Genomic DNA, 19,307 nt, shown 5'->3' with positions numbered 1-19,307 from the left:
AGATGATGTGGCCGCTCGGCACGGTGATGTCGCCGTTCACGCGGAATTTCGACCGGGTGAGGGCCACACTAGCCAGTCGATTTCGCTGCCACCATAGGACCAGGGTCCCATGGCCCTGTCGAGCGGTGGCCACACTAGCCAGTAGGTTTCGGCCCCGCCATAGGTCCGAAGTCCTATGGCCGGATCGGTCAACAGCTTTGAGCCAGTACTGGTGAAATTCCTGCTCCGCCAGGACGACAACCGGTCGCGCGCCCTGTTTTCGCCGCCCTCGCCGATCAGGAACGGGGCGGCGGCGATGGCAGTAATTCGATGGTGATCGTCAGTGCGGGCCCTGTTGCCGTGCCGACCGGTTCCGCACAGTGAGACGCATGGCACAGGACAACGCGACGAGAGCATCGGACGGGGCGGTCAAGCAGCACGCGGGGGTACGGCAGGTCTGGCGCGAGTCCCCCACGGCGGTGAAGTCCCTGCTGGCCGGCACCATGATCATTCGCCTGGGCGGCTTCGTGCAGGTCTTCATGGTGCTGTATCTGACCGAACGCGGGTTCTCCGACGGCCAGGCGGGCGCGGCGCTCGGTGTGTACGGCGCGGGAGCCGTCCTGGGGACGCTCGTCGGCGGCTGGATGTCCGACCGGCTCGGCCCGCGACTGACGATCGTGACCACCCTGCTGGGCTCGGCTGCTCTACTCCCCTGCGTCCTCTACCTGGACAATTACTGGGCCATCCTCGTGGTCATCGCCATCAGCGGCGCGGCCAGCCTGGCCTACCAGCCCGCGTCCACCAGCATGATCAGCCTTCTCACGCCGGTCGAGCGCCACGTGATGATCTTCGCCATGGGCCGGTTGGCGATCAATCTCGGCACGACCGCCGCGCCCCTGCTGGGCGCGGCGCTCGTCAAGGTCTCCTGGGACTTCCTGTTCTGGGGCGAGGCGCTGGCCGTGGTGGTCTTCTCCGCCGTCGCCGCGACCACCCTGCCGCATCGCATGACGGACACGACGAAACCCGCGGACGGCGGGACGGAGGACAGCGGAGCGGCGGTCGGCGCCACGGGCGCCGACGGGGAGGCGGCGGCGCCGAAGGCCTCGTATCTGGCCGTACTCACCGACCGCCGCTATCTGATGTTCCTGCTGGCGATGTTCGTGAGTTCGGTGATCTACATCCAGCACATCTCGGCACTGCCGCTGGCCGTGAAACACCTCGGCATGGGAGTCGAGGTCTACGCGGCGATGATCGCGCTGAACGGCCTGCTCGTGATCACCTGCGAACTCCTCGTCGCCAAGGTGGTGCAGCGCTGGCAGATCCGGACGGCCGTGATCATCGGGGTGCTGCTGACCGGCGTCGGCATGAGCCTCTACGCCCTGCCGCTGGGACTGGCCGCCCTCGTGATCGCCACCCTCGTCTGGTCCCTCGGCGAAATCATCGGATATCCGTCGCTGTTCTTCGCCTATCCCGCACAAGCGGGCCCGCCCGCACTTCGGGGACGTTATCTCGGCGCGTCGAACGCGCTGTACGGACTCGGCAGCGCCGTCGGCCCGTTCATCGGAGTGATGATCTGGAATCGCTACGAGGAAGGCCTGTGGCTCGGCTGCGGTGTGGTGGGTCTGCTCGCCGCGGCGGCCGCGTGGGGCGGTGTACGCCCACCCCGAGCCACGGAAAGGAACGAGGACCGCACCGAGAACGAGGGGAAAGGGATCGGCGATTCCGGAACAGCCGACGCGGAGATCCGGACGGGAACCTAGGACGGCCCCGCAGGGGGACGGAAACCCTAGGAACACTCCGCAGGACAGGAACCTAGGACGGCTCCGCAGGAGCGGGACGGCGATCGCGCAAGCGTCGGGAAATTCGTAGAAGGGGAAGCAATTAGATGCAACGCCATGTCATCCTGGTCGATCCCTATTCCGAGGCCGCCGAGTTCGCCAACGCCTTCCGGGCGCGGGGGGTCGCGTCGGTGGCCGTCCTGAGCACACCGGCACCGCTCAAGTCCTACTTGCACGGCTGGAAGCCGGAGTCCTTCAGCGCGACCCATTTCCATGACGGCGACTTCGCGAAGCTGGTGGAGACCGTGCGCGGCTATGACCCCGTCGCCGTCATCCCCGGCAACGAGCACGCCGTCAGGCTCGTGGACGCGCTCGTCGAGGAGCTGTTCCCCGGCACGGGCAACGTGCCCGAACTCTCCGCCGCCCGCCGCGACAAGTGGCCCATGGCCCAGGCCGTGGCGAGCGCGGGCATCCCCCATCTGCGGACGTTCGCCGCCGCGACCGAGGAGGAGGCGGCCGACTGGCTGCGGGAGACCGGCCTGGAGGGGCGGGCGCTGGTGCTCAAGCCCCGGTGCAGCGGCGGCACGGACGGCGTGCACAAGGTGGAGGCGGGCGAGGACTGGCGGCTCCCGTTCAGGCGGCTGCTGGGCTCGGTCAACATGTTCGACCTGACCAACGACAGCATCCTCGTCCAGGAGTTCGCGTCGGGAACCGAGTTCGTCGTCGACACCTACTCCGTCGACGGGGAACTGGGGCTGGTGGCGGTGGTCCGGTACAGCAAGTCGGCCCGCGGCGCCCGCATCGGGGTCTACGACGCCGAGGACTACCTCCTTCCCGAGGACCCGCTGGTCAAGGTGCTGGAGGCGTACACGCGCCAGGTCGCCGAGGCCGTCGGCATTCGAACGGGGTGCACCCACACCGAGATCATGCTGACGGACGAGGGGCCCCGCCTGATCGAGATCGCGGCACGCCTCGACGGCGGCTGTGCGCAGCAGGCCGCGCGGCTCGCGACGGGGGACTCCCAGATCGACCGCACCGTGCGGCACCATCTGGACTCGGCGTTCAGCCCCGGCTACGAGATCGTGCAGCCCACCCGGGTGGCCTGGCTCTCCGCGGCGAACAGCGGGATCATGCGCAACGCGGAGGTCCTGGACTCGATGCGCGACCTGGCCTCGTTCCAGAAGCTGGGCTGCCGCTACCCGAACGGCTCCCGGGTCCCGAAGACGGAGGACCTCTTCACCACGCTCGGCTGGGTCCTGCTCTCCACCCCCGACCAGGACGTCCTCGACGAGGACACCAAGCGGGTGCGCGAGATCGAGGCCAAGGTGGAGATCGAGCCGCTCGACCCGTAGGCACCACCGAAACGCCGAACCTCCCGCAGTCGTCGGCGGACTGCGGGAGGTTCGGCGTCACCGCGGTGCTCGACGCGTCAGCCGTGCTCGCCGGGCTTGGCGTCGGCGAGGCCGGTGAGGGCCTGGTCGAACACCTCCCGCGCCCGTCGGAGGACCTGTTCGCGCCAGCGGGCGTCGTCGGCGGGGCAGAAGGCGTCCCGGATCAGCCGCTTGAGGCCGGAGCGGACGGCGTCGGCCGGCGTGTGGTGCCGGTGCAGCCACGCGTCGGCGCACAGGGCCAGCAGCACTTCGGGGCCGGGCCGGGTGCCGAACTCCAGGGTGATCGCGGTCAGCCGGCTGTCGGCGCCGATGCCGTCGGCCACCGCGGTCGCCGTGTTGCCGACGATGGGTGTGGAGGACGAGGTGCCGTGCTCCGAGGCGGTGAGCGCGTCGCCGTACCAGCGGCGGGCCCGCTGGTGGGCGTCGGCGTCACGGCCGCCGCGGAAGATGGGTTCGCCGACGCCTCGTTCGCCGAGCCCGGTGTGCAGATCGATGTAGCCGATGTGGGTGGCGCCGGCGATCTGTTCGGCCACCACCGTCTCGAACACCCGCCGGGACCAGGTCGGGGCGCGCCCGCCGTGGAAGAGGCCGTCGGGGTGGCGGTACTGGCCCCGGGTCACCGCCTCCTGGAGGCGCCCCGGGCCGAGTTCGTCGCGCAGCGCGGTGAGGTGCGCGACCAGCTCGCCAGGGTCGAACACGGCGGCGTCCGGCGGGACCAGCGTGCGGTGCACGGCGTCGTAGGCGTCGTTGTGCGGCGGGGCGTCGTGGTCGACGAAGTTCCGGTTGAGGTCGACGTTGTCCTCGTTGACCCGCCGCAGATAGGCGAAGCCGTACGGGTTGAGGGCGTGGACGAGCAGAACGCCGGTGGTGGGTCCGGCGGCGGCCTTGGCGAGGCCTTCGCGGAGCAGGATCCCGGTCTGGCAGGCCGAACCGCAGAAGCCCTCGATGCCGTGGGTCCCGGACACCGTCACCAGGAGCTTCACCGGATCGGGCGGCCCCAGGTAGGCGGTGTCGACGGCGAGTTCGCCGCCGTCGGGCCCCCGGTGCCCGGGCAGGACGAAGGTCCTCAGCCGTGCGCCCGCCGCCTCCGCGGCGCCCAGGAAGTCCGCGCGTGCCTGGGAGTAGTCGTGCGGAAATGCGTCCGACATGGTGCCTCACGATCGTGGAGTGCCGGGTGGGATGGCGTACGGCCGACGCACGGGGGACGTACGGCCGCCCGGGACCGCGCGCCTGTGCGGCGGCCGCACCGCCATGCGAACGAGTGCCCGAAGCCGACCGCACGAACGGGCGCCCGACACCGGCGGCACGACCGGGCGCCCGACACCGGTGGCACGGACGAGGGGGCCCGGAGCCTCGTCAGGGCGCCGGGCCCGGTGGGCCGGGAGGTGTCAGCGGCGTGCCGAGGGCGCCGGCAGCCCCAGGGCGGTGAGGATCGAGTGCGCCCCCGCCTGTGTCGGAACGTGCAGCAGGCACAGCACCCGGTCCCCCGGTCGCGTGTGCTCGGCGAAGTACCGGTTGGCGTCGGGCGCGTGGCTCAGGGGCCGCTCCCGGTACAGGTCGACCGGACGGCCGATGCCGGGGACCACTCCCCGTGCGGGGTCGAAGGCGGCTCCGGGGGCGAGCGCCCCGGCCACCTCCGCCGCCAGGGCCGCCCCGCTGTCGTCCCTGCCCGCGAGATCCGGGTACATGGTGATGTCCGGGTGACCGCTGAACGCCTCCATCGCGCAGTGCACCACGGGGTTGTACGTCTTGAGCGCGATCACCTCGGGGAACGGGCGGCCCTCGGCCAGCAGCCGGTCGAAGTGCAGGGCCCAGCTCTCCTTGAAGACCGAGCCGTTGCGGTACGCGTCCCCCACGAACTGGATCATGATGTGCAGGCAGGGCCGCCCCGAGGGGATCTCCGCCCACCGCGAGGTGAGCAGCGCGACGACGCGATCCCGCTCCCGGTCCACCCCGATGATCACATGATCGGCCTCGGTCAGCATGTCCCGTCGGAGCGTGAACAGCTGACGGGTGTGCAGGCCCGGCATGGCGAGGACCAGGCCGTCCACGATCCACTTCTCGGTCTCGGTCGGCAGCTCCCGGCCGGGCGGCAGGGCCAGCACCTCGACCCTCCGCCGCCCGTCGGGCCGCCTTCCGCGGTCGTCGTCGGCCACCGCGGCCCCGCTCAGGCCTCGGCCGCGGTGGGCAGCGGTATCTGCGCGTCGCTCCTGCCGATCACGGTGAGCTGGTGCAGCTCCACGAAGTACAGCTTCCACAGCCAGTAGATGTGGTTGAGGTGCTCGACGACCTTCTGCTCCTCGGCGTCCGACGTGATCAGCGTGGACAGCACCCGCCACACGAAGTCGTCGTGGTCGTCGTCGAGGTCGGTGTTGACGTGGGCGCGGGCCCCCTTGACGTTGTCCTCGCCGAGGACCTCGCCCAGGTTGTCCAGCCACTCCGGCTGGGTGCGCGTGGTGACGTACTCCACGAAGTACACGCTGGTGATCAGCGCCAGCGGGCTGTCCTCGAACTCCATGCCGTACTGGAGGTATCCGGTCAGCAGTTTGGTGGAGAGCAGCGGTTCCGTGGAGTAGATCTGGTCCTTGGTGACGCCGACCTTGGCGAGGTCGGCGGCGAACAGCCGGTCGTGCAGCATCTCGTCGTCGGTGTAGTGCGCCCACGCCTTGGCCTGCACCGGGTCCACCTTGGTGAAGTACTTGATGGCCAACGCGTCCACGGTCCGCTTGCGGCGCAGCCGCAGGATCGTCTCGATGTTGTGGCGCTTGTAGTAGTCGAGGTTCAGCTCGGAGGAGTTCTTCTGGTGCTGGGCGTACGGGACCGTCTCGTAGAAGTCCTTGATGAAGGTGTCGAGGATCGCGTCGACCTTCTTGCGCAGTTCGGGGTTGATCGTCATGGCGTGCATCCCTCCTTGGGGTCAGTGGCAGCCGCAGCTCGCGCTGGAGACTCGCTGCATCCGGCCGCGGCGTACCGCCTTGCGGGCGCCGAGGACGGCTGTTCCGTCCGCTGTCACCAGCGAGCTGCGGGGGCACAGGAAGGCCAGGGCGAAGCGCGTGGCCGGCGTGATCCCCAGCCCGAGGTTCACGACGCCGCCGGTGGCGCCGTACACCTCGTTGGGGCCGCAGTTCGCCGGGATGATCTCCGTGGTGGTGTTGATCCCGAAGCCGAGCTCCCAGATGACGCGGTAGCGCGGATCGTCGGTGAGGAGTTTCTCCAGCTCGACCGCGGCCGAGGTCGCGCCCGGTGTCTGCGGCGTGACGCCCTCGATGGTTCCGGCGGCGATGTGCAGCGTCACGGCGTGGGCGACGAGCGGGGAGAGGGCTTCGAAGAGTCGTCGCTGGTCGGCGCCGTCGGCCGGGTCCTCGTGACGGTGGACGATCGGCCATCCGCGCAGGGTCAGGTCCCCGTGGAGTCCGAGCAGCCGGGCGTCCGGTTCGAACGTGGTGATCTCCGCGGCGGTGACGCTCAGCTTCCCCGGGGGGAAGATCTGCTGATCGCCCGGTTCCAGGACACCGGCCTGCTGGTTCCAGACACAGGCGCCGGCCGTGTGGTCGAACTCGGCCTCGGTGCCGGAGACGTCGTCCACGATCGTCAGCCGGTCGCTGTCACCCACCAGATCGAAGAACTCCTCGGCGGCGCCGGTCTGCCGGGCCACGTCGGTGCGGGCGGCGGTGCGCAGGAAGTAGCGGACGTGTTCGTCGGTGAGGGGCGTGGACCCGGCCGGCAGCACCGCCAGCCTGCGTCCGCCGAGCTCCTCGGGGGTCGGCGAGTCGAGGAACCGCCCTGGGCAGACCGCCAGCACATCCGCGTCCTCCGGGACGCTCGCCGCGATCAGCTCTCCGAGGCGGGTGCCGGGCGGAAGCGTCAGGCGCAGTACGCGGGAACCCCCGTCGCCCGGATTCAGGGAGATCGACTCGCCGCACTGCTCACTCGTGATCAGACAGAAAGCCTCGGCCGGCCCACCGAACTGACCGAAATCGCTTGTCGTGAGTTCCAGCGGCGGCACGGGCGCACTCCTAGAGAAGACAGAATTCCCGGAAAGGAAAGGACTCCCGAGAAGTGCAGGAATCTCGGGACGTGCAGGAATCTCGGGAAGTGCAGAATTCCTGGAAAGGCAGTGGTCTCGGAAAGACAAGGGGAACCCCGCGGCGGGGCATTGCGCGTGCCCCGCCACGGGTCGGTACTCAGCCCAGGAGCGTGCCCAGGTAGTTGCGGTTCTTCTGCACCTTGATCTTCTTCATGGCGAGTCACCTCCTGTTGGTTGTATTTCCTTGCGTACACCCCGCCGGGTCGAACGGTGGCGGTCCGCTATACGGCGGGCACGACCCGCTCGACGGTGGGGTGGTCCGGGTGGCCGATCACCGCGACGCCGTTACTGGTCAGCACGCGGGTGTCGGGCGAGATGATGTCCAGGTGGTACTGGGTGTACGGGGTGAGGCCGAGCCCGAAGTGCAGGCAGCCCTCCGTGCCTCCGTACACCTCGTTCATGGCGTGGTTGCCGGGCAGGATGTCGTGCGAGACGTTGAGGGCGTGGCCGATCTCCCACACGATCCGGTAGCGGGAGTCCACCGCGAACATCTGCTCCAGCATCGCCACGGCCGGCGCCGCCCCGGCGTCCAGCGCCTCCAGGTGCCGGATCCTGCCGTCCTCGACGACGGCCTTGATCGCGTTGTCGCGCATCGCCCAGAGCTGGGAGTGGATGCGGGCCTGGTCACGCCGGGAGAAGGAGGGGGTGCCGTTGTGCAGGATCGGGTAGCCGCGCAGCGTGATCTCGCCCTCCAGCGGCAGCTTCAGGGCCTCGTCGAACTCCCTGATCTCCACCGGCAGGACGCTGATCTCACCTGACGGGACGATCTGCTGGTCACCCCAGTCCAGCGGCCCGGCCTGCTGGTTCCACACCAGGCCCTCGCGCAGGTGGTCGAGGGTGGCGCGGGTGCCGTGCACGGGGTCGGCGTACACGAGGTGGTCCGCGTCCTCGGCGAGTTCGAAGAAGGTGTCGCAGAACGCCGCCTGGTCGGCGGCCGACGTCCGTTCCATCACCCCGAGGAAGTGCCGGATCTCGTCGAGCCCGGTGGGCGTGGAGTTGCACGCCATGCCCATGATCTTCCGCTGCCCCACCAGATCGGGGTCCGGTGACTCGAAGAACCTGTGCGGGGAGATGACCAGCACGTGTGCGGGTTCCGGAATCTTCTTCTCGAGGATTTCCTCGAAATTGTCCCCCGCGTCCAGTGTGATGGTCAGGTACTGCCGGTACTGCGCCGTCTCCTTGACTTCGATCCGATCGACCAGCTCGGAATTCGTGATCAGACAGAAAGTGCTTCCGGTGGCTTCACCGAACTGGCTGAAGCGGCCGGGATCAATGGATATCTGCGCGGACACGATCACTCCCGTCATGACCTCTGCGTATTTCCTCGCCGTGGTCATCACTCTGGCGTGCCGCGGAGTTCTTACGCCATAGGACGATGGTCCCTGCGCTTTTTCCGCCTCTAGTACTTCCGCCTGTGTCCGCAGGTGAGGGGAATGCTCAGCCCGCCGTGGCGAGCACCAAGGGCAGGACCTGTCCGGCGCCCGCCCGGCGCAGCAGGCGGGCGGAGACGGCGAGGGTCCAGCCGGAGTCGACGAAGTCGTCCACCAGCAGCACGGGGCCGGAGGCCGCGCCGAGGGCCCCGGCCAGTTCGTCGGGCACGGTGAGGGCGGCGGACAGGGCCTGGAGGTGCCGTGCGGAGTTGCTGCGCCGCGCCGTGTGCTCGCCGCCCTGCGCGGTGTACGCGAGGCTGCCGAGGAAGGGCAGACGCCCGATGGCGGCGACACGCTCGGCGAGTGTGGCGACGAGTTGAGGGCGCCGCAGGGAGGGCATGGCGACGACTCCGACAGGCCGTGCGGCGGAGCCGGGACCGTCGGACGCCCAGCCTTCCGGGGAGCGGGCCCAGTCGGCGAGGACCGTCACCACGGCCTGGAGAACATCGTCGGGTACGGGTCCGTCGGGCGCGTTCTCGGCCAGCAGCGGGCGCAGCCGGTTGCCCCACCCGATGTCCGAGAGTCGCCCGAGGGCACGCCCGGTGGAGCACTGCTCGGCGGCGGGGATACGTCCCTTCAGGTCGACGCCCAGGGCGGGCATCCCCGTCGGCCACATCTTGCGCGGCTCGACCTCGACCCCGGGGCGGGCGAGTTCCCGTGTCGCGCTGGTCAGCGTGTCCGTCGAGACGGAGGAGTCGGCCCAGGCCCCCGCGCAGTTGTCGCACCGGCCGCAGGGGGCGGCACCCTCGTCGTCGAGCTGGTGGCGCAGGAACTCCATCCGGCACCCGGACGTGCTCACGTAGTCGCGCATGGCCTGCTGCTCGGCCGCCCGCTGCTTGGCGACCCACGCGTACCGCTCGGCGTCGTAGTACCAGGGCTCGCCGGTGGAGATCCAGCCACCCTTGACCCGCTTGACCGCCCCGTCCACGTCGAGCACCTTGAGCATGGTCTCCAGCCGGGTGCGCCGGAGGTCCACCGACGTCTCCAGGGCCGGCACCGACAGCGGCCGTCCCGCTTCGGCGAGGGCCGTGAGCGTCTGCCGGACCTGCGCCTCGGGCGGGAAGGCGGTGTCGGCGAAGTAGCGCCAGATGGCCTCGTCCTCCTTGCCCGGCAGCAGCAGTACATCGGCGTGCGCCACACCGCGCCCCGCGCGCCCCACCTGCTGGTAGTAGGCGATCGGCGAGGACGGCGAACCGAGATGGACCACGAACCCCAGGTCCGGCTTGTCGAAGCCCATGCCCAGGGCCGAGGTCGCGACCAGCGCCTTGACCCGGTTCTCCTGGAGGTCGGCCTCGGCCTGGAGCCGGTCGGCGTTCTCCGTACGCCCCGTGTAGGACGCCACGTCGAAGCCGCGCTGCCGCAGGAACGCGGTGGCCTCCTCGGCGGCGGCCACCGTGAGGGCGTAGATGATCCCGGAGCCCGGCAGCTCCCGAAGGTGCTCCGCCAGCCAGGCCAGCCGGTGGGCCGCGTCGGGCAGGCGTACGACCCCGAGGCGGAGGCTCTCCCGCTCCAGCGGGCCGCGCAGCACCAGGGCCTCGCCGCCGCCGGTGCCCAGCTGCTCGGCCACGTCGGCCGTCACCCGCGCGTTCGCGGTGGCCGTGGTGGCGAGCACCGGTACGCCGGGGCGGAGTTCGGCCAGCATCGCCCTCAACCGGCGGTAGTCGGGGCGGAAGTCGTGTCCCCAGTCGGAGATGCAGTGCGCCTCGTCGACCACCAGCAGACCGGTGGTGGCCGCGAGGCGGGGCAGCACATGCTCGCGGAAGTCCACGGAGTTGAGGCGCTCGGGGCTGACGAGGAGGACGTCGGCCTCACCGCGCTCGACCTCTCCGTAGACGGTCTCCCACTCCTCCGGGTTGGCCGAGTTGATGGTGCGCGCCTGGATACCGGCGCGCGCCGCCGACTCGACCTGGTTGCGCATCAGCGCCAGCAGGGGCGAGACGATCACCGTCGGACCGGACCCGCGGCGGCGCAGCAGGGCGGTGGCGACGAAGTACACCGCCGACTTGCCCCAGCCGGTGCGCTGCACCACCAGGGCGCGCCGGCGTTCCTCCACGAGGGCCGCCACCGCCTGCCACTGGTCCTCCCGGAGCCTCGCCGACCCCGTGGGGTCGCCGACGAGCTCGGCGAGGATGGCGTCGGCTTCGGCACGGAGCTTCACGGTGTCCATGTCCCCATGCAACCCGATACCTCGGACAGTCAGCCACCTCACCCCCCGCGACCCCTCCCTCACAAGCAGCCACGGCAGGTGTCCCGCCCCGGATCTACACGTCAACAGCGCGTTGCCACCCGCCACCCGGGGCGTTGCCGACGACTCCCACGGGGCGGGGATATAAACGGTGGATCACCACAAAACCGCCAGTGGCCCCAATTGCTCGTTGCCGCAACCAAGTTCGGCAGGAAGAATTGAGGTCCGCTCCCCGCACGGCCCACCGGTGAACCGGTAGGGCTTCTGCTGCGGCGTGCGCTCCCCCAGTCCGACCCCGCCCGCAGTGTGGGCGCGTAGCCGAAGGGAGGATCGTGACCTTCGGATTCGCTCCGTCCTCGGCGGCCTCCATGTCGACGTCTGCCGACCTGTCCGCCGCTTCCGCCAACCGGTTGCTCGAGCCCGCGGAATGGGCCGCCGCGGGGATTCCGCTGCTGCGTAATCCCCGGGAGGTCGTCAGCGGACTGCACGCGCGCCACCAGCCGCGGCCCGCGACGGCGGTCATCGCCGTCCTGGACCCCGACGAACGGCTGCGGGCGAGTGCCTCGTTCATCAGGCGACCGGCCCCGGCGGACGGCTGGATGTTCCGTAACGCGCTCCTCGCGCAGCTGCGCCGGGTCATCCCGCACGACCTGCGCCGGCGTGCGCCGGTCCGGACGGCCGTCCTGCTGTACTGCCGTGACGGGGACGCGCGTTGGACGGAGGAGGACGGGGCGTGGATGTGGGGACTGCGGGACGCCTGCACCCTGCACGGACTGCGCTGCGGGGCGTACATCACGCTGACACGTGACGGCTGGCAGGTCCTGGGCGAAGGCCGCGGTGGCCGCCGACCCCACGCGGACTCACCGGCCGAGCCGTTCGCCACGGCCATGGCACCGCCGCCGATACCGCGCACCGGCGGGGTGGCCTCCGAGGTACTGCGCCGAGCGGCGGCCCGCTGACCCGGGGCCTTCGGGCCCTCCCGTCACGCCGGGCCCGGCGGCGCCGGCACACTTCAGGCCACGCACGCGCCCCCACACACCACAGGGCACTACAGGCGTGCGCGCACCTACGGGTACGTGCGCCCGCGCACACGCACGCCTAAGGCGCACGTCCACCCTCCCGGCCCCGCGCCTCGCACCAGCACCAGCACCAGCACCAGCACCAGCACCAGCACCAGGCGAGCCTTGCCCCGGCCCCCGAAGCGCCGGCCCGCCCTGCGCGCGGGCACGCGAAACACCCCGCCGGCACGCCGAAGCGCCCCGTCGCGGGGTGTGGCCGTCACGGCGCCCCGGGGGCCGTGACGGGCACGCGTCGCTCCCCGGTGTGCCCTGGCGGGCCTGCCGGGAGGGTCCGCGGTCGTTCAGACTCCGGCGCCCAGCACCGCGTTGATCTTCTGCGGGTCGCCGCAGACGATCAGCAGCGCACGCGCCCGGCCGAGAGCCTGGGGCAGTGTCTGCGCGGCGAGGGCCTCGGTGCCGCCGTTGACGGCGACCACGACCACGGGACGCGGCGCGGCCCGCCCGACGGCGGAGGCGTCGGCGTAGAAGACGTCGTCGCCCGCGTCGTGCTGGGCCCAGTACGCGCTCTCCCCGAAGGACAGCTCGTGGGCGGCCCACGGGTGCTGCTCACCGGTGGTGATCACCAGTACGTCGCCGGGGGCGCGCCCCGACTCCAGCAGCAGGTCGACGGCTTCCTCCGCGGCGTCCAGCGCGCCTTCGGCCGAGGCCGGGAGCAGCTGGATCTGCGGGGTGGCGGCCGGAGCGGACGGCCCGGGCTTGGCCGCGGTGTGCGACGCGCGCTGGGCCGGCACCGGCCGGGCAGGACCCGGGCGGCCGGGACGCGGCGGGGCCGCGGGACGGGGTCCGGGTACGGGACGAGGGGTCGGCGCGACGCGGCCGCTGGCCGGAGTGGCGCGCGGACCCTGGGCACTCTCGTGAATCTGAGGCTCCTCGGGAATGAGAGGCATGAGCTGATGTTTATCAAACGCCGCGACGACTCGCGTCAGCGGGTGGCACATGAGTGCGAACGAATCCGTCAGAAATCGAAGCCGAGCTGACCCTCGATCTCCGGAACGCTTCCGTCCGCCCAGTTGCGGGCCTTCTTGAGGTGCCGCCACTGGGGCAGCGCATCAAGATACGCCCACGACAACCGGTGGTGCGGGGTGGGCCCCCGCTCCGCCAGAGCGGCCTTGTGCACGGGCGACGGATAGCCGGCGTTGGCCGCAAAACCGAAGTCTGCATGCTCGACACCCAGTTCGGCCATCATTTTGTCGCGCCGAACCTTGGCGATCACCGAGGCCGCCGCGACGGCGACGCAGGACTGGTCGCCCTTGATCACCGTACGGACGCGCCAGGGCGAACCGAGGTAGTCGTGCTTGCCGTCGAGTATGACCGCGTCGGGACGCACCGGGAGCGCGTCCAGGGCCCGTACGGCGGCGAGCCGCAGCGCGGCCGTCATCCCCAGGTCGTCGATCTCCTCCGGGGAGGCGTGACCGAGGGCGTACGAGGTCACCCACTTCAGCAGTTCCTCGGCGAGCGCCTCGCGGCGCTTGATCGTCAGGAGCTTGGAGTCGGTGAGGCCCTCGGGCGGTCGGCGCAGTCCGGTGATCGCCGCGCAGACGGTGACGGGGCCGGCCCACGCACCTCGCCCCACCTCGTCGACACCGGCAATGACCTTCGCTCCGGTCGTGGCGCGCAGGGAGCGCTCGACGGTGTGAGTAGGTGGTTCGTACGGCATGGCGCCCTTAGCCTACGCCGCCCGTGAGGCGGTGCGACACCCAGGTTCCCGGGGTGGCCGCGGCCCCGCGACGGGGCCGGGTCAGGCGCCCGTCGCGCGCAGCAGCGGCACCATCAACTGGTCGATCATCTCCGCCATCTCCCGCTCGCTCCATTCGCTGCCGCACACCTTCGAGCGGTACATCATCATGGCGGGAATCGCGTCGAGGACATAGCCGTTGGCCGCGTCGGGGCGTACCTCGCCACGCCGGATTCCGCGCTCCAGGACCTCCCGCAGCAGCTTCACCGTGGGCTCCACGACCCCCTCGATGATCACGGTGTGGAAGCGCTCCGCCTGGAGGGTGTCGCATTCGTGAATCACCGAGCGCAGGGCGAACCCGGGGCGCGAGAACATCGCCTCGCGGGCCTGGCGGCACAGTTCCAGGAGGTCGTCGCGGACGTTTCCGCGATCGGGCGCCTCGTCGAAGCGGGGCAGCCCGGCCTGGAGCGCGTCGGCCACGAGGTCCTCCTTGGACGGCCAGCGGCGGTAGACCGCGGCCTTGCCGGTCTGGGCGCCCGCGGCGACGCCCTCCATGGTGAGGCCGTTCCAACCGACCGTGCTGAGCTGATCCAGCGCGGCGTCGAGGATCGCGCGTTCGAGTACGGCGCCGCGCCGGCGCGGGGAGGCCGTCTGAGCGGGAGCGGCCGTCCAGCGCGAAGTGACCATCTGTGTTTCTCCGTTGAGCCTGGGGGCGGGGATCTCGGCGGGTGCGAGCGGGCGGTCGGGGCGCGCACGGCGGCGACTTCGGTGAACGCTTGCGTTCACTAAGGGGGACTCACTACCGTTGACGCGACAGTGAACGCGAGCGTTCACTAAGGCACTTGTGGGGGACCCATAGTGACAACCTCTCCGTTGATTCAGCATCAGAAGCCGGGAGCCGCCCGCCGGGAGGGGCGTCCCGGCATCGCGCTCACGGTCATCGCGGCCTGCCAACTCATGGTGGTACTGGACGCGACGATTGTGAACATCGCCCTCCCGCACATTCAAGAGTCGCTCAAGTTCAGCACCACCGACCTGACCTGGGTGGTCAGCGCGTACACGCTGACGTTCGGCGGGCTGCTGCTCCTGGGGGGCCGGGCCGGGGACATCCTCGGTCGCCGCCGGGTCTTCATGACCGGCATCCTCGTCTTCACGCTCGCCTCGCTCCTCGGCGGTCTCGCCCAGGAGCCCTGGCAACTGCTGGCCGCGCGCGCCCTCCAGGGTGTGGGTGGCGCGATCGCGTCGCCGACCTCGCTGGCGCTGATCACCACGACGTTCCCGGAAGGGCCCGAGCGCAACCGGGCGTTCGGGGTGTTCGCCGCTGTCTCGGCGGGCGGCGGCGCCATCGGTCTGCTGGCGGGCGGCATGCTCACCGAATGGCTCGACTGGCGCTGGGTGCTCTTCGTCAACGTGCCCATCGGCGTGCTGATCGCCGTGCTCGCGCCGATGTACATCAGCGAGTCGGAGCGGCACCCCGGGCGGTTCGACATAGCGGGCGCCCTCACCTCGACGGCCGGTATGGCGTCCCTGGTGTACGGCTTCATCCGTGCGGCCGAGGAGGGCTGGCGGGACGGACTGACCATCGGTTCGTTCGCGGCGGCGGTGGTCCTGCTGCTTGCGTTCGGCTACATCGAGAGCCGGGCCAAGGAGCCGATCACCCCCCTGAGGATGTTCGCCGACCGCAACCGGTCGGGCACGTACGTGATCATGCTGAGCCTGGCCGCGGCGATGTTCGGCATGTTCTTCTTCATCGTGCTGTTCGTGCAGAACGTGCTGCGGTACACGCCGATCGAGGCCGGCCTCGCCTTCCTGCCGGTGACTGTCGCGATCGTCACGGGCGCCGGTCTGTCGCAGCGGTTCCTGCCGGTGCTGGGGCCGAAGCCGTTCATGCTGGGCGGTTCGACACTGGTGGCACTCGGCCTCGCCTGGCAGACCCTGATCACCCCCGACAGCTCCTACGCCGGCGGTGTGCTCGGCCCGATGCTGCTGTTCGGCTTCGGCATGGGGCTGAACTTCGTGACGCTGACCCTGACGGCCGTCTCCGGGGTCGCCCCGCACGAGGCGGGCGCGGCGTCCGGGCTGCTCAACGCCACACAGCAGGTGGGCGGTTCGCTGGGTCTGTCCATCCTCACCACGGTCTTCGGTACGGCCAGCCGTGAGGAGGGACAGAAGCAGGTGCGGCTGTTCATGGCCGAGGCGTCGCCCGAGCAGAAGGCCGAGTTCGCGAGGACGCAGCGGCTTCCGGCCCCCTGGAGCCATGAGGTGCTCGCGCACGGCATCGCTACGGCGTTCATCCCGGCCATCGCGATGGCCGTTCTCGCCCTGGCCACCGCGGCGGTGGTCATCAGGGTCCGCAAGAGCGACCTGGACGCCCTCGCGGGAACAGCGGGACCCGCCGGAGGCTGACCACCACCCACCGACGCCGGACCACGTCCCTGGCCGAGCCCGAGGCAGGGGTCGTGGTCCGGTCGGCGAGTCCCGTCCCAGCGCCCCCGGTGTCACAGGAGCACACCGCAGGGGCGGCCCCCGACAAGGCCAGGCTCACGCACCTGCCTCAGCGGACCAACGGCTCCGGCTCCCACTCCGACTCGCCGCAGGTCGGCCCACTCCTGGGCCCGCTCACCTCGGACGCAACCGGCCGTTCCTCCAGGACGCGTCGAGCCTCGGCCTCGCCCCAGCTCGTGGCGTACCAGGGGGTGTCCCGCTCCTCGTCGAGTTCGGCGGCGATGTCCCGCAGCGCGCACGAGCGGATCGGCTCCTCCAGCCGGTCCAGGACCGGTACGGCGTCGGCGGACAGCCCCCTCGCGTACTCCAGGTCGAACCGGCCCGTGGTCTCGTACCGCTCGACATTGCGCTCGGCGATCAGCTCGTCCGGCGACACGAACCCGAACGCGAGCACCCCGGCGAGCGCGCTGACCGCGACGGCCCGCGGCAGCAGACGGGCACCCCACACCCCGGCCGCCATGATGAGCACGATGACCAGGCCGAGCCACAGCTCCATGGCCACCACCGAGATCCTCAGTCGCGTCAGCCCATAGGCCTCCACATACATGTCCATACGGCGCACGGCGGATGCCACGACAACGAGCGCCAGCGCGCACAGGGTTCCCAGCACGGCCCGCACGAGCGTGCGGTCACCCGTTCGGGTGCGCGGTGCCCAGCGCAGCGCCACGACGATGACGCCCAGGGTGAGCAGGGTGGCGGTGAGCAGTTGCCAGAAGCCCTGCCGCGCGTACTGGGCGTAGGTCAGCCCGGTCTGCGCCAGCACGGCGTCGTAGCCTCCGAAGAGCACGGCGAGCTGGACGGCGTTGAAGGCGGCGAAGAGGACGATCAGTCCGATCAGCGGGAGCGCCCACTCGACGCGGCCGCGGGCCACTCCGGCGGGCACCTGGACCCGTTCCCAGCGGGTCGGCGCCGCGGCCGTGCGGGCCGCGGCGAGTGTCCCGAAGAGGCCCAGCATGAGGAGCAGGATCCGCCAGGGCCCGTCCTCGGTGGAGACCTCCGGTACCAGGGCACCGAGGAGGTCGGCGAAGGCGGCGTCCGCCTGGGCGAAGAGCACGCCGAAGACCAGCAGCAGCCCCGCGGCCACGGCGAGCGACCGCAGCACGGGCCCCACCTTGCTCCGGTCGCCGCCCGCGCGTTCCCGTAGCCCCTGCCAGGCCCAGGCGGGGCCGGTGACCACCGCGGTGAACACGCCGACGGGGCCGAGCACGACGGCCGGCCAGGTGCGGCCGCCGTGCAGGGCGAGCGAGCCCGCCGCGAGCGCGGTGACGACGGCGAGGAACGAGGGCCACTCGGCGGCCCGCACGGAGGGCACGACCAGCAGGGCGAGCCCTCCCGCACCCCAGACGAGCGACCAGGCGCGTGGCCGCCGACCGGCCCGTCGCCCGGCGAAGTACACGGCCAGCGTCGCGGGCACGGCGACGACCAGCAGGTTGACCGCCATCCCGTCCCCGAGCAGCAGCATGCTGAGCAGCCCGGTGGCCAGCGCGGCCCAGAGCGTCGCGGTACGGATCGGCGCGGGCTCCTCGACACCGGACCCAGCCGCACGCCCCGGCAAAGGCGCCGCCCCACCGGCCGCCCTCCCGACCCCGGCGACCGACCGCGCAGACCCCGCCACGGCAACCGAGCGCGTCGACACCGACGGGGTGACTGACCGTGTCGACACCGACGGGGTGACCGGCGGCATCGTCTCCGACCCGGTGCTCTGGCCCGCCGACACGGAATCAGCCGGATCCGCTGACCCGTCCCCGGCAGCCGGGCTCGTCACCTCGGGCTCGGCGACGGATACGGGCCGTACCGTTTCAGCACCGGCAGGCTCGCCCGCCGACGCCGACTCAGCGGCCGAACGCTCTGCCGTGGCGTCCGCCGCGTCTCCCCCGTCCGCGGCATCCGCCGCGGCCTCCCCGGGTGTCTGCGCAGGCTCTTGCGCATCCGTGCCGGACTGCTCGGCCGAGGCTCGCGCCCTGGGCGTTCGCCCGTCGGACCCGGGCGTTGGCGGCGTGGACGGTGGTTCGGACACGGGACCCCCTCCCCCGACCGGCCCTCATCGCCCGCCGCCGGCGGCATGCCGCCGCGGTGGAGGCTCGTGGGCCGGTGTCTCGGCGCCGCACCTTGTCAAGATCAACAGCGGCGTGCGGGACAGGCTATGCGGCACGCCCGGCCATGAGAGAGACCGAGTAGCACTCTGTGGCACGCCTGTGACACTTGAGGCGGTTGTGACAACCGAGCCCAGGGAAGCGGGCTGTCGCCCCGCGACCGCTCGCCGAATCGGCTCCCTCCGGCCGGAACTACCGCACAGGCGCCCAGTCCGGCAGGGCCTCCGTCTGGTCCACCCATCCCTCGGGAGGCGCCCCGCCCTTGCCGCCGGCGGCGACCACTCCCCCGACGATCGCGCAGGTCGTGTCGACGTCACCGCCGGCCTGGGCGGTGGTCCAGAACGCCGTCTCGTAGTCACCGAGGGCGCGCGCGGCCGACCACAGCGCGAACGGCACCGTGTCGTGCGCCGTCGTACGCCGGCCACACCCCAGTACGGCCGCGACCGTGTCCGCGTCGGCGTAGTCGAGCATGTCCCGGGCACGCCGCAGCCCCGCGCCGACGGCGCTCTTCGGGACGAGCGCGATGACCCCGTCGAGCAGCGCCTCGGCGGTCGGCGGCCCCGCCGGGTCGGCCGCCAGGGCGGCGGCCGCGGCGACGGCCATGGCGCCGACGACGGCCTCGCGGTGCTGGTGCGTGGGGTACGCCGAGATCTCCGCCTGGTGCGTCGCCTGCTCGGGGTCGTCGGCGTACCAGGCGCCCAGCGGGGCGATCCGCATGGCCGCGCCGTTGCCCCAGGATCCCTGGCCGTTGAAGAGGGCGGAGGCCAGTTCACGCCAGTCGCCGCCCTCTCGGACCAGCCGCAGCAGACGGTTGACCGCGGGTCCGTAGCCCCGGTCGAAGTCGTGGTGGACGGCGAAGGAGCGGGCGAGCTCGTCCTGGTCGATCCGCTGGTGGGCGGCGAGGACGGCCACGACGGAGCAGGCCATCTCGGTGTCGTCTGTCCACTGCCAGGGGCCGGGCGGCGTCTCACGGCGCTTGAGCAGCGGATAGTTCACCGGCACGAAGTACTGCGAGCCCAGCGCGTCCCCCACCGCGAGTCCGCGCAGGCTGGCCAGGGCACGCCCCAGGCGGCCGTCGGGAGAGGAGTCAGCGGTCATCGCCCTG

Annotated in this window: 15 protein-coding genes; 4 read left to right on the top strand and 11 right to left on the bottom strand. The window is 71.2% G+C overall.

What is annotated here, in order from left to right; genetic code table 11:
• Positions 1-368: 368 nt before the first annotated feature.
• Positions 369-1,739 carry an MFS transporter gene (locus tag ACZ4Z3_RS18645; protein WP_468502003.1) on the top strand — a complete coding sequence of 457 codons (1,371 nt, stop codon included), beginning with the start codon at positions 369-371 and terminating at the stop codon, positions 1,737-1,739.
• Between the two features lie 125 nt (positions 1,740-1,864).
• Positions 1,865-3,109 (top strand): ATP-grasp domain-containing protein, encoded by a 1,245-nt coding sequence (locus tag ACZ4Z3_RS18640; protein WP_468502002.1) that lies wholly within the window; start codon positions 1,865-1,867, stop codon positions 3,107-3,109.
• 77 nt (positions 3,110-3,186) lie between these two features.
• Here the strand turns inward: ACZ4Z3_RS18640 and ACZ4Z3_RS18635 are convergent, their stop codons facing one another.
• The 6 genes from ACZ4Z3_RS18635 to ACZ4Z3_RS18610 all read right to left on the bottom strand — a co-directional run bounded on the left by ACZ4Z3_RS18635 (position 3,187) and on the right by ACZ4Z3_RS18610 (position 10,832).
• The gene (locus tag ACZ4Z3_RS18635) at positions 3,187-4,296 is read right to left on the bottom strand and encodes a M14 family metallopeptidase (protein WP_468502001.1); all 1,110 of its coding nucleotides are present in this window, start codon (positions 4,294-4,296) and stop codon (positions 3,187-3,189) included.
• A gap of 240 nt (positions 4,297-4,536) precedes the next feature.
• A complete protein-coding gene (locus ACZ4Z3_RS18630) occupies positions 4,537-5,304 on the bottom strand; it encodes a hypothetical protein (protein ID WP_468502000.1) in 768 nt (255 codons plus the stop codon).
• An 11-nt stretch (positions 5,305-5,315) separates the two neighbouring features.
• The gene (locus ACZ4Z3_RS18625) at positions 5,316-6,044 is read right to left on the bottom strand and encodes a hypothetical protein (RefSeq protein ID WP_240501211.1); all 729 of its coding nucleotides are present in this window, start codon (positions 6,042-6,044) and stop codon (positions 5,316-5,318) included.
• Between the two features lie 21 nt (positions 6,045-6,065).
• Positions 6,066-7,154 (bottom strand): hypothetical protein, encoded by a 1,089-nt coding sequence (locus ACZ4Z3_RS18620; RefSeq protein WP_468501999.1) that lies wholly within the window; start codon positions 7,152-7,154, stop codon positions 6,066-6,068.
• Positions 7,155-7,456: 302 nt separating this feature from the next.
• Positions 7,457-8,542 (bottom strand): hypothetical protein, encoded by a 1,086-nt coding sequence (locus ACZ4Z3_RS18615; RefSeq protein WP_468501998.1) that lies wholly within the window; start codon positions 8,540-8,542, stop codon positions 7,457-7,459.
• 130 nt (positions 8,543-8,672) lie between these two features.
• Positions 8,673-10,832 carry a RecQ family ATP-dependent DNA helicase gene (locus tag ACZ4Z3_RS18610; protein ID WP_468501997.1) on the bottom strand — a complete coding sequence of 720 codons (2,160 nt, stop codon included), beginning with the start codon at positions 10,830-10,832 and terminating at the stop codon, positions 8,673-8,675.
• Positions 10,833-11,182: 350 nt separating this feature from the next.
• Between ACZ4Z3_RS18610 and ACZ4Z3_RS18605 the strand changes: the two genes are divergently transcribed.
• Entirely contained in the window at positions 11,183-11,809 is a 627-nt protein-coding gene (locus tag ACZ4Z3_RS18605) for a hypothetical protein (protein ID WP_055512474.1), read from the top strand.
• A gap of 401 nt (positions 11,810-12,210) precedes the next feature.
• Here the strand turns inward: ACZ4Z3_RS18605 and ACZ4Z3_RS18600 are convergent, their stop codons facing one another.
• From ACZ4Z3_RS18600 to ACZ4Z3_RS18590, 3 genes are all read right to left on the bottom strand, one after another.
• Positions 12,211-12,816, bottom strand: a complete 606-nt coding sequence (locus tag ACZ4Z3_RS18600) for a hypothetical protein (RefSeq protein ID WP_079049666.1) — start codon at positions 12,814-12,816, stop codon at positions 12,211-12,213.
• A gap of 68 nt (positions 12,817-12,884) precedes the next feature.
• Complete coding sequence (locus ACZ4Z3_RS18595; RefSeq protein ID WP_055512478.1) at positions 12,885-13,586, bottom strand: ribonuclease HII; 702 nt, start codon at positions 13,584-13,586, stop codon at positions 12,885-12,887.
• An 81-nt stretch (positions 13,587-13,667) separates the two neighbouring features.
• The gene (locus tag ACZ4Z3_RS18590; RefSeq protein WP_468501996.1) at positions 13,668-14,291 is read right to left on the bottom strand and encodes a TetR/AcrR family transcriptional regulator; all 624 of its coding nucleotides are present in this window, start codon (positions 14,289-14,291) and stop codon (positions 13,668-13,670) included.
• Between the two features lie 171 nt (positions 14,292-14,462).
• Between ACZ4Z3_RS18590 and ACZ4Z3_RS18585 the strand changes: the two genes are divergently transcribed.
• Positions 14,463-16,010: an MFS transporter gene (locus ACZ4Z3_RS18585; protein WP_468501995.1), complete on the top strand. Its 1,548-nt coding sequence runs from the start codon at positions 14,463-14,465 to the stop codon at positions 16,008-16,010.
• Positions 16,011-16,158: 148 nt separating this feature from the next.
• On the opposite strand, the gene ACZ4Z3_RS18580 is transcribed toward ACZ4Z3_RS18585, so the two are convergent.
• Positions 16,159-17,664: a DUF4153 domain-containing protein gene (locus ACZ4Z3_RS18580; protein ID WP_468501994.1), complete on the bottom strand. Its 1,506-nt coding sequence runs from the start codon at positions 17,662-17,664 to the stop codon at positions 16,159-16,161.
• A gap of 730 nt (positions 17,665-18,394) precedes the next feature.
• Positions 18,395-19,300 (bottom strand): ADP-ribosylglycohydrolase family protein, encoded by a 906-nt coding sequence (locus ACZ4Z3_RS18575; protein ID WP_468501993.1) that lies wholly within the window; start codon positions 19,298-19,300, stop codon positions 18,395-18,397.
• Between the last annotated feature and the right edge of the window lie 7 nt (positions 19,301-19,307).

Source organism: Streptomyces sp. NPDC030296, assembly GCF_055572815.1.
Note: the sequence above shows the minus strand (reverse complement) of the source record. Positions and strands in the feature narration are given on the sequence as shown.

Bases quoted from the DNA above. Each gene is read 5' to 3' on its own strand.
- ACZ4Z3_RS18590 (WP_468501996.1), bottom strand. From the start codon at position 14,291: ATGGTCACTTCGCGCTGGACGGCCGCTCCCGCTCAGACGGCCTCCCCG.
- ACZ4Z3_RS18610 (WP_468501997.1), bottom strand. From the start codon at position 10,832: ATGGACACCGTGAAGCTCCGTGCCGAAGCCGACGCCATCCTCGCCGAG.
- ACZ4Z3_RS18635 (WP_468502001.1), bottom strand. From the start codon at position 4,296: ATGTCGGACGCATTTCCGCACGACTACTCCCAGGCACGCGCGGACTTC.
- ACZ4Z3_RS18615 (WP_468501998.1), bottom strand. From the start codon at position 8,542: ATGACGGGAGTGATCGTGTCCGCGCAGATATCCATTGATCCCGGCCGC.
- ACZ4Z3_RS18645 (WP_468502003.1), top strand. From the start codon at position 369: ATGGCACAGGACAACGCGACGAGAGCATCGGACGGGGCGGTCAAGCAG.
- ACZ4Z3_RS18595 (WP_055512478.1), bottom strand. From the start codon at position 13,586: ATGCCGTACGAACCACCTACTCACACCGTCGAGCGCTCCCTGCGCGCC.
- ACZ4Z3_RS18600 (WP_079049666.1), bottom strand. From the start codon at position 12,816: ATGCCTCTCATTCCCGAGGAGCCTCAGATTCACGAGAGTGCCCAGGGT.
- ACZ4Z3_RS18640 (WP_468502002.1), top strand. From the start codon at position 1,865: ATGCAACGCCATGTCATCCTGGTCGATCCCTATTCCGAGGCCGCCGAG.
- ACZ4Z3_RS18625 (WP_240501211.1), bottom strand. From the start codon at position 6,044: ATGACGATCAACCCCGAACTGCGCAAGAAGGTCGACGCGATCCTCGAC.
- ACZ4Z3_RS18575 (WP_468501993.1), bottom strand. From the start codon at position 19,300: ATGACCGCTGACTCCTCTCCCGACGGCCGCCTGGGGCGTGCCCTGGCC.